We start from the raw sequence: 15,189 nt of genomic DNA on the forward strand, positions 1-15,189 counted from the left end.
TCACCGTACCCCGATAACAATGTCATGGGTTCGAATAACAATGTCATGCGAACCCATGACATTGTTATTTTCCGAGCCCGGTGTGCCGACCGGCAAGTTATAACGTTGTCAGCCCTGAAATAACAATGTCATGGTCTGTCCGAATAACGCTGTAATTTCACTATGTGGACGCCGAACAAGGGCTACTGCAACAGGTTTCGGTCATTCTGTGCTGCGGATCGAATATCGAAGTATGCTGCCTACCGTTCAATGCTCAGGGCAGAAATCGAGGGTCGCGCAATGTCCGATGCAGCAATCGTCGGTATCGGCTGTCGATTTCCCGGTGGAATCGATGGACCGGACACCTTTTGGGATTTTCTGATCGGCAAGGGGGACGGCATCGTCGAGGTGCCGCCGGATCGCTGGAGCCTCGACAAGTTCTACGACCCGGATCCGGACGCGCCCGGCCGGATGTACACCCGCAGTGGCGGATTCCTGACCCAGTCGCTGTGGGAGTTCGACGCCGACTTCTTCGGCATCTCCCAGCGCGAGGCCTCGATCATGGACCCGCAGCAGCGGCTGCTGCTCGAGGTCGCGTGGGAGGCGCTCGACGACAGCGGGATGACCGGACGGATCGCCGGGCGCGATATCGGCGTCTTCGTCGGTGGTTTCATGAACGACAATGCGGTGGGCCGCAATGTGGTTCGCTCCGCGATCAACAGCCACACCCCGACGAGCTCGTCGCACACCCTGCTCTCGGCGCGCATCGCCTTCCTGCTCGACCTGCACGGCCCGACCATGACCATCGACACCGCCTGCTCATCGTCGCTGGTGGCGCTGCATCAGGCCGTCCAAGCACTGGCGCTCGGCGAATGCAGCGCCGCCATCGTCGGCGGCGCCAACGCGATGCTGCAGCCGGAAACCTTCATCTCCATGTGCAAGGGCCGGTTCCTGTCCGTCGACGGCCGCTGCAAATCGTTCGACGCCGCCGCCGACGGCTACGGCCGCGGCGAGGGTGCGGGGGTGGTGATCCTCAAGCCGGTCGAGGCCGCGGTACGCGACGGTGACCGCATCTACGCGGTGGTCCGTGGCAGCGGCGTGAACCAGGACGGCCGCACCTTGGCCATCCCGGTCCCCAATCCTGTCGCGCAGGAAGAACTTGCCCGGCGCGTGCACACCGGTGCGGGCATCGCCCCGCATGAGATCGGCTATGTCGAGGCGCACGGCACCGGTACGCCGGTCGGCGATCCGGCGGAGATGACGGCCCTCGGCAAGGTGTACGGCGCGATCGACGGCCGGACCGATCCGCTGCCGGTCGGGTCGGTCAAGAACAATATCGGTCATACCGAGGCGGCGGCGGGCGTGGCCGGAGCCATCAAGGCGGCATTGACCGTCTACCACCGGATGATCGCGCCGCAGGCCCGGCTGGATCAGCTCAATCCGGAAATACCGTTCGACGAGCTGCGGCTGCGGGTGCCGATGGTGCCCGAACCACTGGTCCGGCCGTTGGTGGCGGTCAACAGCTTCGGCTACGGCGGCACCAATGCGCACGCGCTGATCGGCCCGGCACCCGCCGCGGCCGAAACTCGTTCCGACACAGCGGCAATGCGGCGAAAAGGGCAGCTACCGATCCTGCCGCTCTCGGCGCGTAGCGAACCGGCGCTGCGCACGCTGGCCGCTGGGATATTGGCGGCGGCCGACACCGAACCGCTCGATACGCTGACCGAGGCGGCCTGGGTGCGCCGTGCCCATCACCCGCTGCGCACCGCCTTCCACTACCGCGATGCCGGCGAATTGCGTTCTCAGCTCGCGGAATTCGCCGCTGGCGGTGGTCAACCGCCCGCGCGCGCGATCGCGGAAGGGCACACCGACCCGGTATTCGTCTACAGCGGTATGGGGCCGCAGTGGTGGGCCATGGGCCGCGAGCTACTCGCGGGTGCAGGTCCGGCCGCGGAGCTGGCGCGCGAAATCGACAGGGAATTCACCGCACTCGCGGGCTGGTCGATTCTCGAGGAGATGGGTCGCGACGAGGCGGACTCGCGGATCTGGCGCACCGAGATCGCGCAACCGGCCAACTTCCTGCTCCAGGCCGCGCTGACGGCGGAACTCGCCGAATTCGGCATCCGCCCTGCCGTCGCGGTGGGACACAGCGTCGGCGAGGTGACCGCGGCCTATGTATCCGGTGCGCTGTCGCTGACCGAGGCGGTCCTGGTCAGCTATCACCGGTCCCGCCTGCAGGCCACCACGGCGGGGACCGGCGGCATGCTGGCGGTCGGGCTGGCCGAGGCCGAGGCACGCGAACTGCTGACGGACCTCGACGGCGTCTGCGTCGCCGCGGTCAACAGCCCGTCTGCGCTCACCCTGGCCGGGGACAGTCGGGTACTGGCCGCCCTCGCCGAACATCTGACCGCCGAAGGCGTTTTCGCCAAGGCGCTGCGGGTCGAAGTCCCGTACCACAGCCACCTGATGGACCCGATCCTCGATGACCTGCGCACCGCATTGGCGGCGCTCGCACCGGGCGAATGCACCGTGCCCACCTATTCGACGGTCACCGGTACGCGAGCGACGCACGAGGATTGGGGTCCGGAGTACTGGGCCCGCAATGTCCGTGACCAAGTCCGATTCGCGGACGCGATCGGTGAACTGCTCGATGTCGGACACCGGGTCTTCCTGGAAGTCGGTCCGCACCCGGTGTTGAGCGGCAGCATCCGGGAAATCCTTGTGCAGCAGGGTATTACCGGCACCGCCATCGGCACGCTGACGCGCGGCGGCGGCGACGGCGAGCACATCCTGACCGCTATCGGCGAGTTGTACCGGGCGGGTGCTCTGGACGGCGACCGCCTGCCCGGCGCGATCGATCCGGGTGCCGGACATGTCGACCTGCCGCGCTATCCGTGGCAGCGCCGGTTCGTGTGGACCCAGGAGCCGGAGACGGAGCTGGATCGGATCGGGACCCGGAACGGATACGCCATGCTCGGCGACCGCACCGCGGCGGTGGCCACGGAATGGGAAGTCCAACTGTCGGTTTCGAATCTGCCGTGGCTACGCGACCATGTCGTGGCCGGTGCGGTGGTGCTGCCGGGTGCCGCCTATCTGGACGCCGCCATGAGCGCCATCGCGCTGCGCACCGGCCGGGATTCGTTCGGGCTCGAATCCGTCGAATTCATCAGCCCGCTGGTCATCGACGAGCACGATGTGCCGGTCGTCCGGATCGGTGTGGAGGAGAGCACCCGCCGGTTCAGCATCCGGTCCCGTCCCGCGGCCGGCGGGGGATGGACACTCCATGCGCACGGCCGCCTCATCGAGGCGGACACCGACGCCACCACCGTCGCCGTGGTGCCGCCCGTGGACGCGGTGGAGGTCGCGGTCGACGAGCTGTACGAGAGTATGGCCGCGCACGGCCTCCGCTACGGCCCGGCCTTCCGGTTATTGAGCCACGTCTGGCTCGGCCCGGATAGCGTTGTCGCACAGCTCGATTCGTCTGCCGCCGTTGGGCATCGGCATCTCGCCCATCCGGCGATAGTCGATTCGGCCCTGCAATGCTTCGCCGCGTTGTACGCGCGAACGGCTGCGACACAGGCGAATTCCGGTGACGACGCCGAGGTGGTCGTGCCTGCCTCGGTCGCCGGGATCCGCTGGACCGGACCGATGCCTGTCGATCCGGTCGTGGTCCTCACCCGGGTGCCCGGCGATCCGCTGCGCGCCGATATCCGCATCGTGTCCGCGAGCGGCACTGTCGCACTGACCATGACGGGGGTGGGGTTCCGTGCGCTCACACCGCGGTCGGCGCTCACCGAGCAGCTCGACCCGCTGTTCTACGAACCGGTGTGGGAGATCGTGGCGGACACCGCGGAACCGGCGGTGCCCGATCTACCCGGCGATGAGGAATTCCTGCTCGTCGTCAACCTCGGTGCGGAAATTTCCCAGCGGGCCAAGGAAATCGCCAATGTGCGGATCCGGGCCGAAGCGGTGACGGTGGGCGAGCACGCCGCGGCGGCCGACAGCGCAGAGCTGCTCGGCCTGCTGCGTGCCGCCCACGCCCGGCCCGAGGTCGAGCGCGTGCGGCTCGTCGTCGTCGCCGGATCAGAACTCGACGGCATGCGCAATGTGTACGGACTTGCCCAGGTCGCGCAGGCGATCAAGGGACTGCTTTCCGACGAGTTGCCGCTGGTGATCCACGCCGTCGTGGTCACCGAATATGCGCTGTGCCTGCCGATCGACCGGTTCGCCCGACTCGAGCATTCCGTCCTGACCGGCGCGCGGCGGGAACTGCTCAACGAACTTCCGGCCGGACAGTGGCGGCTGGTGGACACCGAACCCGCTTCCCCGGCGGCCGATATCCTCGAACAGATCTACTGCGACACCACCATCGACGAGGTGGCATTGCGTGCGGGCGCGCGGTGGACGATCCACTGGCGGCATACCCTCACCGACCGGCTGGCCGGATGGGATGCGCCGCGGCCGCTCACCGATCCCGAACAGTCGTTCCGGCTCGATATCCCACGCTCGCGGCTGCTGCCCGAACTCGCACTGCGCACCTGCGATCGGGTCGCACCCGGACCGGACGAGGTCGAGATCCGGATGCAAGCGGTCGGCCTGAACTACAAGGACACCCTCAAGGTGCTGGGTGTCCTCACCGAAAGAGAGCTGGACGGCACGTTTTTCGGTACCGAGATCGGCATGGACGGCTACGGCGTCGTGAGCCGGGTCGGCAGAAATATCACCGATATCGCTCCAGGAGACGAGATTTCGGTCGTGGCACCGGGAATCGTCCAGCGCTACGTCACGATTCGACCGGACACCGGTGCGACCACCCGCATGGATATCTTCCCGCCCGGCACCTTCGATCCGCTGCACTGTACATCGGTGATGCCGTTGTTCACCGCTGAAATCGGGCTCGGCGAACTGGCTCGGGTACAGCCGGGCGAAACGGTGCTGATCCACGGCGCGGCAGGCGGTATGGGCATGGCCGCCGTTCAGGTCGCGCTGCGGCTGGGGGCGCGGGTGATCGCTACCGCGGGCACCGAGGAACGGCGCGCCCAGGTGCGCGCCGTGGGTGCGCACGAGGTGCTCGGTTCCCGGTCGGTCGGCTTCGTCGACGAGGTACTGCGTTTGACCGACGGTGCGGGCGTCGACGTCGTCTACAGTTCCGCGCCCGGCGAGATCCTGCAGCAGAACTTCCGGGTCGCGGGGGAATTCGGCCGGATCGTGGATATCGGCAAGGCCGACATCTACGGCTCGGGCACCATCGACCTGCGGCCCTTCGACCGGAATCTGGCATTCTTCGCCGTCGATATCGACCGCATTCTGGCCCGGCGACCCGAACAGGTGCGCCGGGCGGCCCGGCGGGTGGTGGACGCGATGTTCCACGGCGAGTACACCGCATTGCCGAATACCGCGTTCGCACTGGACGAACTGACCGCGGCCTTCGAAACAGTGGCGCGCTCGGCCCAGATCGGCCGGGTCGTGCTCGATCTGCGCGAGCGGCATCCGGCGGTGCGCCACATTCCCGGCGACTTCGAATTCGACCCAGCCGCAAGCTATCTGGTGACCGGCGGCTTCGGGGCCTTCGGTCTGGCCACCGCACGTCAGCTGGTGCGTGCCGGAGTGCGTCATCTGGTGCTCGTCGGCCGCAGCGGCGCCACCACCGATGCGGCGCGAGACCATCTGGTGCGGTTCGCGAACGAGGGTGTCGACGTGCGTGAGGAACGTCTCGATGTGGCCGACTACGATGCGGTCGCCGATCTCGTCGCGCGCATCCAGGCCAGTGGTGCGCCGCTGCGCGGTGTCATCCATGCCGCAGGCGTGGTCAACAACACCGAGATTCCCGAGGTCACCGCCGAATCGCTGCGCGAGATCTTCGATCCGAAGGTGATCGGCGCGACCAATCTCGATCGGGCCACCACCGCCGCCGGTGTCGAGCTCGACCTGTTCGTGCTCTACGCATCGGCCAGTGGCATTGCCGGACTCGCACCCCAATTGGGTTATGCGTCAGCCAATTCCGCGCTAGACGCACTCGCCTGGGCCCGGCGCGCACAGGGCCGACCCGCGCTGTCGGTGGACTGGGGATTCATGCGCGGCGACGGCGGTATGGCCGACTCGCGCGCGGTATCCCGCTATGCCGAGATGACCGGATACGGCTCGCTGGATATGGATTTCGCGACGCTGCTGCTGCGGGAATGTCTGCGTTTCGATATCACCCAGGTCGCCCTGCTCGATATCGACTGGGCGCAGTGGGCACTCGCGCACCGTTCGTCGGCGCGCGCGCCGCGGTTCGTCGAACTGGTCACCGCCGCCGGCGGCGGGGCGGCGGGCACCAGCGCGCTGCGCGCCGAAATCCTCACGCTGGACCCGGAAATTCGCGGTGAGGTGGTCGCCTGCCTGCTCGCCGAACAACTGGCGCTGGTGCTCGGCGTCGACGCGGACACCGTGGATCTGGCGACCCCGACCATGGAGTTGGGGCTGGATTCGCTGATGGCCATGGAATTCGGCGCGCGCGTCGTGAAGAGCCTCGGGGTCAAGATGTCGGTCCTCTCGATCGGGGCCGGACTCTCGCTGGCGGGCCTCGGCGTCAAGATCGCCGCCCAGATCGCGCACGAAGAAGCAACCACCGCCACCGACAGTGTGAGGACTACTGCATGACAACTGAGAGCATCGATCCCCGTGCGCTCGCCCGTGCGCTGATGGCCAAGCACGATGCGGGCACTGGTGCCAGCACCAATCGTGCCGGCACCGCGACGGCGCCGGGGCCCGAACGCGGTGCGGCCGATGTGCGGACCGCCCGCGGCCCGAGCCTGCAGACCTCCTTCCGCGATCATCCGGGTGTAGTCGAGGCCAATGAGAAGTTCGCCGCCTTCGATGCCTGGACTCGCGAGGCCGGTGTGCTCAATCCGTACTATCTGCCGCACGACGGCATCAGCGGGGCCGTGACCAGCTTCGCCGACCGAGACATGCTGAACTTCAGCAGTTTCGGCTATTTGGACCTGGCCGCCGAGCCACGCGTGCATGCCGCCGCCGTTGCCGCGATCGGTCGCTACGGGACATCCGCGGCCGCGGTGCGGATGGTCGCCGGGGAGCTACCGCTCTACGGCGAGTTGGAACGCGAGCTCGCGCGGATCTACGACACCGAAGCCGCTATCGTGACGGCCAGCGGCTTCCTCACCAATGCGGCGGCGGTCGCCTTCCTGCTCGGAAAGCGCGATATCGCGGTCTGCGATGCACTGATCCACAACAGCATCGTCTCCGGCACCGAATGGGCGGGCTGCAAACGAGTCACCTTCCGGCACAACGATCCCGAATCGCTGGAGGCGATTCTGGCGATGTCGCGACGCAGCTTCGATCGGGCCCTGGTGCTGATCGAGGGCGTGTACAGCATGGATGGCGATGTGGTCCGGCTGCCCGAAATCATCGAGGTGGCACGGAAATACGACTGCTCGATCATGATCGACGAAGCGCATTCGTTCGGTGTGCTCGGTGCGCGCGGGCTCGGCGCCCGTGAGCTGTTCGATCTGCCCGGCGATGCGGTCGATGTCTGGATGGGCACACTGTCGAAGGCGCTCGGCAGCGTCGGCGGGTACCTGGCGGCCAATCGCGAACTCGTCGAAGGGTTCAAATACTCCGCCGCCGGTCTGAGCATGTACACCGCCTCACCGGCACCGTCCGCGGCGGCGGCCGCATTGGCGGGCTTGGCCGTGCTGCACGACGAGCCGCAACGCGTCGCTACGTTGCGGCACAACGCCGAGTACTTCCATCGGCGGGCCCGCGAACTCGGCTTCGACACCGGCAACGGCCAAGCCACTCCGATTACCCCGATCATCACCGGCGCGAACGAACCCGCGGTGCGCGCCTCGATGGAACTACTGGAGCGCAATGTGATGGCCAATGCCATCGGGCATCCGGTGGTTCCCGAGGGCGAGGCGCGGCTGCGGTTCTTCATCAACTGCCGTCATACCGAGGCGCAGCTCGATCATGCGTTGGACACCCTGCGTGCGGTGTTCGACGGTCTCACCACGGAAGAGAGTCATCACTCGTGAAATTGCCGGTCAGTTCTTCTCTGTTGCGAAAAGCGTTGGTGCCATTGGCATCGCTGACGCTGATGGCGGTGCTGTTCGTACCGGCCCACTCGGCCATGATCGCCCCGGTCGAGACCGATCCGAACAGCCCGCTGGCGAGCCGGTTCCATTTCACCGAGATGCCGATCGCGTTGCCGCCGGGCCTGCCCGAACACAAGATCCGCCATATCGAGCCACGATACGAGCATGTCGTCGCCTGGATGTCCTCGGTCAACTCCGCGGCGGCCATCAACGATATCGACGGCAACGGCCGCGCCGATGATCTGTGCCTGGTCGATTCTCGATCCGATACGGTGATCGTGACGCCGACACCGGACAGCGACACCAGCCGCTACGCGCCATTCGTCCTCGATCCGGCCCCGCTGCCGACCGACGACCGGATGGCCCCGACCGGGTGTGTCCCAGGCGATTTCGACCACTCGGGCCGCATCGGTCTGATGGTGTACTACGGCGGCCGCACCCCGATCCTGTACCTGCCGCGCGCGGGTGCCAAGCATCTGGACAACAAGGCATTCCGGCCGGTGGAAATGGTGGAGCCGCCGGCGACGAAGGACGGTAGCTATCAGGGCGCGCGCTGGTTCACCCTGGCCGCCTCGGTCGCCGACTTCGACGGCGACGGCAACCCGGATGTCTACCTCGGAAACTACTTTCCGGACAGCGATTTCATCGGTTCGGACGGCCAGCACAGCCTGACGCTGAACGAATCGTTCTCCAAAGCGACCAATGCCGGGACCGACCGCATCCTCACCTTCCAGCAGAGCACCGGCGGCGCCGAGCCGACCGCAGGTTACCGCGAGGTGGTCGATGCGCTTCCGGAGGGGAAGGCGAACGGCTGGACGCTGGCATCGGCGACCCAGGACCTCACCGGAGATCACCTACCCGAGCTCTATGTCGCCAACGATATGGGCCCGGATCGCCTGTTCGTGAACAAGTCGACACCGGGACATATCAGCTTCGGCGCGGCCGAAGGTGAGCGCGGCCCAACCGATCCGAAGTCCTTTGTGCTCGGCCATGATTCGTTCAAGGGTATGGGCGCGGACTTCGCCGATCTCGACGGCGACGGCATGCCCGATCTGTTCGTCAGCAATATCGCGCAGCGGTGGGGCATCGTCGAAGCCAATCTCGCCTTCTACAACACCGCTGCCGATCCGAAGCAGGCTGCGGCGCAACTGGAGTCGGGTGTCGCCCCGTTCGAGAACCGGGCCGTGGAGAAGGGCATCGCCTGGGACGGCTGGTGCTGGGATACCAAGGTTGCCGATTTCGACAACAGCGGCCGACCGCAGATCGTGCAGACCAACGGCATGTTCAAGGGTTCGAGCACGCGCTGGCCGCAGGTACAGGAAATGGCCACGATGAACGACGACTTCACCAAGTACCCGTGGGCCTGGCCGAAGTTCACCGAGGAATCCGACCTGGCGGGCAATAACCGGATCGGCTTCTTCGCCCAGGACGACAGTGGCAAGTTCACCAATATCTCGCCCGCCCTGGACACCTTCGCGGCAACACCCACCCGCGGCATCGCGGTCGGTGACTCGACCGGAACCGGCAACCTCAGCTTCGCGGTCGCCAGGCAGTGGGAAGCGCCGGTCTTCTACCGCAACGACGCACCGCATCCTGGGCAGTACCTCGGCCTGCGACTGCTGACCCCACCGACCACCGCTGCCGCCGGCGAGACAACGGTCGCAGGCAAGCCGGTGCTCGGGTCTCCGGCCCTCGGCGCCGAAGTCACCGTGACGATGCCGGACGGCAAAACCCATGTGGCACAGGTCGACGGCGGCAGCGGACACGCGGGCAAGCGCTCCACCGATATCCACGTCGGACTCGGTGATATCGCCGCAGGCACCGCGCTGGCGGTACAACTCGCGTGGCGCGACAACCACGGCGCCGTGCATAACCAGCAGCTGCAGCTGCAACCGGGGCAACACACCCTCGTTCTCGACTCCGATGCCCGGGAGGTGCACCAGTGAGTGTTCAAGGAAACGGCACACATTCCAACGGCAAGGTCGCCGTGGACGTCATCGAAAACACCAACGGCTCCGCGCCCGAGCCGACACCGGTGCAGGCTTGGCGCCGCAAGTGGTTGGGCGTCAATATCGAAGGACGTGACCCGCGCTATCTCGCGCTGCGCAACTTCGCGGCCTCGCTGACATTCTTCAATATTCTGGGCTTCCTGTGGCTCGGCTTCGAGCAGCCGTGGCTGTGGCCGTTCCTCGGTGCGGGCACCGCGTACGCGGTGGAGTTGATCCTGGAAACGCTGGCGGCCTGGGCCTACCGCCGCCCAGCGGCATACCGGGGCAACGGACTTCGCGGTCTGATCGTGTTCCTGCTGCCCGCGCACATCACCGGTGTCGCCTTCAACTTCCTGATGTACGCGGCAGACCAATTCCTGCCGATCATGTTCGGCATCACGGTCGCGGTCGGCACGAAATGGGTGCTGCGGGCCAAGATCAACGGCAAGGTCAGGCACTTCATGAACCCGTCGAACTTCGGGATCGTGGTCGCGCTGCTGGTCTTCCCGACGATCGCCGTGGTCGGTCCGTATCACTTCGTCGAGAACGTCTCGGGTCCGGCCGACGCGCTGATCGTGCTCGCTCTGCTCGGTGCGGGCACCATGCTGAACGCCAAGCTGACGAAGAAGACGCCGCTGATCATGGCCTGGCTGGGTGCGTATGTGCTGCAGGCGGTGGTGCGCGGCCTCTTGGACGACAACATCTCGATCATCGCGGCGCTGCTGCCGATCACCGGTATCGCCTTCGTGCTCTACACCAACTACATGATCACCGATCCGGCGACCTCACCGTTCGCCAAGCGCGATCAGATCATCTTCGGCGCGTCGGTCGGCCTGATGTACGGCGTGCTGATGGCCTTGCATGTTTCGTTCGGCTTGTTCTTCGCCTTGGTGATCGTCTGCGCGAGTCGCGGACTGTTCTGGTGGTCCCGCAATATTCGCGAATGGCTGGCGAAGCGGGCAACGGTCGCGGTGGTGGGCGTCCAGGAGGCGACAGCAGCGGCGGTCGAACCTGCCGCGGACGAGTCTGCCGCGGTCGAATCGGCCGCGGTCGAAGCCGCGGCAGAGGAGCCGGTGGTGGACGAGTCTGCGTTGGTTGAATCGGTGGCGGATGAGCCTGCGGTGGTCGAATCGGCTGTGGTCGAAGCCGCGGCAGAGGAGCCGGTGGTGGATGAGCCTGCGTTGGTTGAATCGGTGGCGGACGAGTCTGCGGTGGTCGAATCGGCTGCGGTCGAAGCTGCGGCGGACGAGCCGGTGGTAGGCGAGCCGGTGGTGGACGAACTGTTGGCGGCGGAGGGAACCGTGGCGGATGAGCCGGCCGCGGTCGAATCGGTGGCGGACGAGCCGGTGGCCGACGAGTCGGTAGTGGGCGGGCCTGCAGTGGTCGAACCGGTGGTGGACGAACTGTTGGCGGCGGAGGGAACCGTGGCGGATGAGCCGGCCGCGGTCGAATCGGTGGCGGTCGAATCGGCTGCGGACGAGCCAGTGGCGGTCGAACCGGCTGCGGATGAACTGGCGGCGGACGAACAAGTGGCAGACGAACCGGAAAAGGAACCGGCCCGGTCCTGACGACCGGAACCGCCACCACCGCGACAGAATCGAGGGTCCTATGCCATCACTGATCGGTCCACTTCGCTCCACCCTGCTCGGTACCAATATCGAGCAGGAACCACTGAAACGGCCGGGCTTCGCGACGCCGAGCCCGGCGACGGCCGCCGAACTCGAGCGGGTCGCCACTCACCTGTCCACCAGCATCCATGTCGCGGTGTGCAGTAAGAACAATGCGGAATTGATCGAGCAGATCCAACAGCTGCCCGAGCAGTACCAGGGATTCGCATTCGAGGGCGCCGCGACGGGGCTGGCGGCCGTCGATTCGATCACCCCGTTCAGCCATCGGGCCGCGGACCTGTTCACCGGACCCGCGGCCAAGCACGACCTGACCATGTATGTCGGCGTCGGCCTTGCGATGGGCAAGATTCCGAAACCCATTTGGAAGAAGGTCTTTCCGAAACATCCGGTGTACCGCTGGCTCGCGATCGACGGATACGGCTTCTACAACGCCTTCTTCCGCACCGAGAAATACATCGACCGACAGCACGTCGACGAGCGGTACCCATCGTGGATGGGAGATACCGCGCCATTGAAACGCGCCGCCGATCAAGGCATCGGGCGCGCACTGTGGTTCATCGGTGGCGGCTCGGTCGACAGTGTCGCATCGCGGATCGCGCAGTTCGATCCGAGCCGACATGCCGACCTGTGGAACGGTATCGGCATCGCGACCACCTTCGCCGGTGGTGTGGAAGTCGCCGACCTGGAAGCGATCCGATCCCTGGTGCCGCAGTTCCACCAGCAGTTGGCGGCGGGTTCGACCATGGTCGCGAAGATCCGCCAGCAGGCCGACAGCGCGACCCCGCATACCGAGGTCGCGGTGCGGACCTATACCGGTCGCACCATCGATGAGGCCGTGGCCTTGATCGATAAGGCGTTCGTCGGCGTACCGGAGGACGGGACCGCCACCAGCTATCACGCCTGGCGCGACCGTCTCGGCGAGCTGGCCGTACCCGGCGGGAGCTGAGAATGACTGTGCGCTGGACGGATAAGCATGTGATCGTCACCGGCGGCTCCGAAGGCATCGGTGCCGCCGTGGCCACCGCATTCGCGATGCGCGGTGCGCGCGTCTCGGTCATCGCCCGGCGGGAGGCGCCGCTGCGCAGCACCGCCGAGCGGATCGGGGCCGACTGGCGCACCGCCGATGTCACCGACCGTGCCGGACTGGCGATCGCCGTCAAAGAACTGGAGGACCGCAGCGGAGCCTGCGCGGTGATCGCCTGCTGCGCGGGCCTCACCCTGCCCGGACTTTTCCTCGATATCGACAGCGACGAGTTCGGCATCCAGAGCGATGCTAACTACCTCGGTTCGGTCAATGCCATTCGATGTGTGCTGCCGGGCATGGTCGAACGTGGCGAAGGCCATGTCCTGCTGACCAGCTCGACGGCGGCCTTCCTGGGCATCCCAGGATATTCGAGCTACGGCCCGACCAAGGCCAGCGTCCGTCAGCTCGGACTGTGCCTGCGCTACGAGGTCGAGCCCGCCGGGGTGTCGGTTTCGGTCCTGTACCCGGCCGACACCGACACGCCCGGACTCGCCAGGGAGAATCTGCGCAAACCGGCCGAGACCAAGGCCATTACCGGTTCGATCAAGCCGATGCCCGCCGCCAAGGTCGGCGAAGCGGCGGTGCGCGGCCTGGAGCGCGGACGTCACCACATCACGGTGGATCCACTGACCGCCTTCTTCCTGCGGTGGGCAAATCTCCCGGAGGACCTGTCCCGGCCGTTCTTCCGCCGCAGTATTGCCCGAGCACGTCGACATGCCCAGCAGGAGCAGACCTGATGTCCACCACCGTCAGTGGCGGGGCAGCCTCGTTGCGTGCCGAGTTGCGCCGCATCTTCACCGCGGGCCCCGGCGAGGAGGGGCGTCCGCTGCCGCTGCGCACGAAGATCAACTATGCGCTGTGGCTGACCCGGCCGGAAATCGCGCCGATGTCCGGTGCGGTCATGGTGGCCGATGTCCTGTTCAGCGCGCACACCGGAGCCGAGATCTGGTCGGCGCCGATGATCGTGGCCGCGGTGATGCTGGCCGCCGCCATTCAACTGTTGCACGTCGCCAACTGCTTGGCCGATCGCTGGGTGGACGTCGAATACAAATCCAAGTTCTCCCGCATGGTTCGAGATCTCGGCGTGCGATTCGTGGCCTGGCAGATCTATTTCACCACCGCGGGCATCGGCGTCGCGGCGATCTACCTCGCCGTGGCCACCGGACATTACGACCTGTTGCTGATCATCCCTATCGGCACCTTGCTCCTGCTGGAGTATTCGCTGCCGCCCTGGCATTTCAAGGCCGCGGGGTTCTGGCAGATTCCGTGGACCTACATCATGACCATGGTCTTCCCTGGCATCGTCGTGCTCCGACTGTATGACCGGCCGATCGAAATCCCTGCTCTCATAGCGATTCTCGGCCTCGGCCTGACGACCACCGGTGTCTTCGTCGCCAACACCGCCGAGGATATTCCGGAAGACACGGAGCACGGATTCCGGACCTCGGTGGTGGCGTTGGGCCTGCGCGTCTCGCTGTTCGAGTCGATGACCCGGGTCACCGTCGGCGCCGCACTCGTGGCCGGGTCGGTCGTCGCCATGGTGGGATTCACCTGGACACTGATCGTGTATGCCGTTGGGGTGCTGATCGTTATCGGCTATCTGGGCCGGACCCAGCTCGGCACCTGGGGCAAGCCGCTGGACGACGCTATGCCGCTGGTTCGAGCGCAGGCAAAGCTGTTCGTATACATGGTCGCGCTCGTTGCCTGGGCGGCCGTAGTGCCCGCGGCCGCCGTGTTCTGCCTACGATGAGCGCATCACGAGAGACCATGGAGCCACGATCACTATGACCACCGAGATTCGCACCGATCGTGAGACTCTGCTCGTCGAACTGGTCGATGAGCACGGCCGCGCAATCGGAGCACGTTCCGTGGCCGATGCACACCGCGCGCCCGGTCAACTGCACCGCGCCTTCTCGGTCTTGCTGTACGACGCGTCCGGACGGATATTGCTGCAACGCCGCGCCGCGGTCAAAACCCGCTTCCCGCGACGACTTTCGAACACTTGCTGCGGCCATCCCGCACCCGGTGAGGACGTGCTCGCCGCGGCATCGATCCGGCTGATGGAGGAGCTGAACCTAGCGGTCACGGAGTTGACCGAGGCAGGCATCTACCGCTACCGGGCCGCCGACCCGCGCGGCGACCAGGTGGAGCACGAATGGGACCACGTCCTGGTCGGCCTCATCCCCAGCGACCTACCCCGCCCCGATCCGGCCGAGGTCTCCGAATGCCTCTGGGCCGACCCCGCCGACCTGCTCGAAGACATCTCGGCGGCACCCGACTCCTACACTCCGTGGTTAAGCGGCGTCCTCGATATCGCCACGCGTGCAGCCGATTTCATGCAAGCGGACAGCAAGGAGGCCCTCGACCGAGAGCACCTACCCGAGCCCTCCAAAGGAACAAGATCAGGTGGAACTGGTGGCGGGGGCTCCAAGTCGGGCGATGCCGCCATGGGTTCCACCTGATCTTGTTCGAGTCCG

General features: G+C 66.3%; 8 protein-coding genes. All 8 read left to right on the top strand.

Translation table 11 applies throughout. The annotated features are described in order from the left end of the window. Positions 1 to 279: 279 nt before the first annotated feature. Genes AB0L58_RS34415 through idi form a run of 8 tightly spaced genes read left to right on the top strand, consistent with a single transcriptional unit; the run spans position 280 to position 15,174 of the window. The gene (locus AB0L58_RS34415) at positions 280 to 6,621 is read left to right on the top strand and encodes an SDR family NAD(P)-dependent oxidoreductase (RefSeq protein WP_364393650.1); all 6,342 of its coding nucleotides are present in this window, start codon (positions 280 to 282) and stop codon (positions 6,619 to 6,621) included. Continuing rightward, entirely contained in the window at positions 6,618 to 8,012 is a 1,395-nt protein-coding gene (locus AB0L58_RS34420) for an aminotransferase class I/II-fold pyridoxal phosphate-dependent enzyme (RefSeq protein WP_364393652.1), read from the top strand. Before AB0L58_RS34415 ends, AB0L58_RS34420 begins: the two co-directional genes overlap by 4 nt. A 38-nt stretch (positions 8,013 to 8,050) precedes the next feature. After that, positions 8,051 to 10,018, top strand: a complete 1,968-nt coding sequence (locus AB0L58_RS34425; RefSeq protein ID WP_364393655.1) for a CRTAC1 family protein — start codon at positions 8,051 to 8,053, stop codon at positions 10,016 to 10,018. After that, complete coding sequence (locus AB0L58_RS34430) at positions 10,015 to 11,628, top strand: hypothetical protein (protein WP_364393657.1); 1,614 nt, start codon at positions 10,015 to 10,017, stop codon at positions 11,626 to 11,628. Before AB0L58_RS34425 ends, AB0L58_RS34430 begins: the two co-directional genes overlap by 4 nt. 40 nt (positions 11,629 to 11,668) lie before the next feature. After that, positions 11,669 to 12,634: a DUF1702 family protein gene (locus AB0L58_RS34435; protein ID WP_364393660.1), complete on the top strand. Its 966-nt coding sequence runs from the start codon at positions 11,669 to 11,671 to the stop codon at positions 12,632 to 12,634. A 2-nt stretch (positions 12,635 to 12,636) separates the two neighbouring features. Beyond that, complete coding sequence (locus AB0L58_RS34440) at positions 12,637 to 13,449, top strand: SDR family oxidoreductase (RefSeq protein WP_364393662.1); 813 nt, start codon at positions 12,637 to 12,639, stop codon at positions 13,447 to 13,449. Next, positions 13,449 to 14,462, top strand: a complete 1,014-nt coding sequence (locus tag AB0L58_RS34445; protein WP_364393664.1) for a UbiA family prenyltransferase — start codon at positions 13,449 to 13,451, stop codon at positions 14,460 to 14,462. Before AB0L58_RS34440 ends, AB0L58_RS34445 begins: the two co-directional genes overlap by 1 nt. A 34-nt stretch (positions 14,463 to 14,496) precedes the next feature. Beyond that, positions 14,497 to 15,174: an isopentenyl-diphosphate Delta-isomerase gene (idi, locus tag AB0L58_RS34450; RefSeq protein WP_364393667.1), complete on the top strand. Its 678-nt coding sequence runs from the start codon at positions 14,497 to 14,499 to the stop codon at positions 15,172 to 15,174. Positions 15,175 to 15,189: the final 15 nt, after the last annotated feature.

It is taken from the genome of Nocardia sp. NPDC052112 (genome assembly GCF_040680135.1).
Taxonomy (GTDB): Bacteria; Actinomycetota; Actinomycetes; order Mycobacteriales; family Mycobacteriaceae; genus Nocardia.

Excerpts from the sequence above, each read along its gene's own strand:
- AB0L58_RS34440 (WP_364393662.1), top strand. The coding sequence starts at position 12,637 with ATGACTGTGCGCTGGACGGATAAGCATGTGATCGTCACCGGCGGCTCC.
- AB0L58_RS34435 (WP_364393660.1), top strand. The coding sequence starts at position 11,669 with ATGCCATCACTGATCGGTCCACTTCGCTCCACCCTGCTCGGTACCAAT.
- idi (WP_364393667.1), top strand. The coding sequence starts at position 14,497 with ATGACCACCGAGATTCGCACCGATCGTGAGACTCTGCTCGTCGAACTG.
- AB0L58_RS34445 (WP_364393664.1), top strand. The coding sequence starts at position 13,449 with ATGTCCACCACCGTCAGTGGCGGGGCAGCCTCGTTGCGTGCCGAGTTG.
- AB0L58_RS34420 (WP_364393652.1), top strand. The coding sequence starts at position 6,618 with ATGACAACTGAGAGCATCGATCCCCGTGCGCTCGCCCGTGCGCTGATG.
- AB0L58_RS34415 (WP_364393650.1), top strand. The coding sequence starts at position 280 with ATGTCCGATGCAGCAATCGTCGGTATCGGCTGTCGATTTCCCGGTGGA.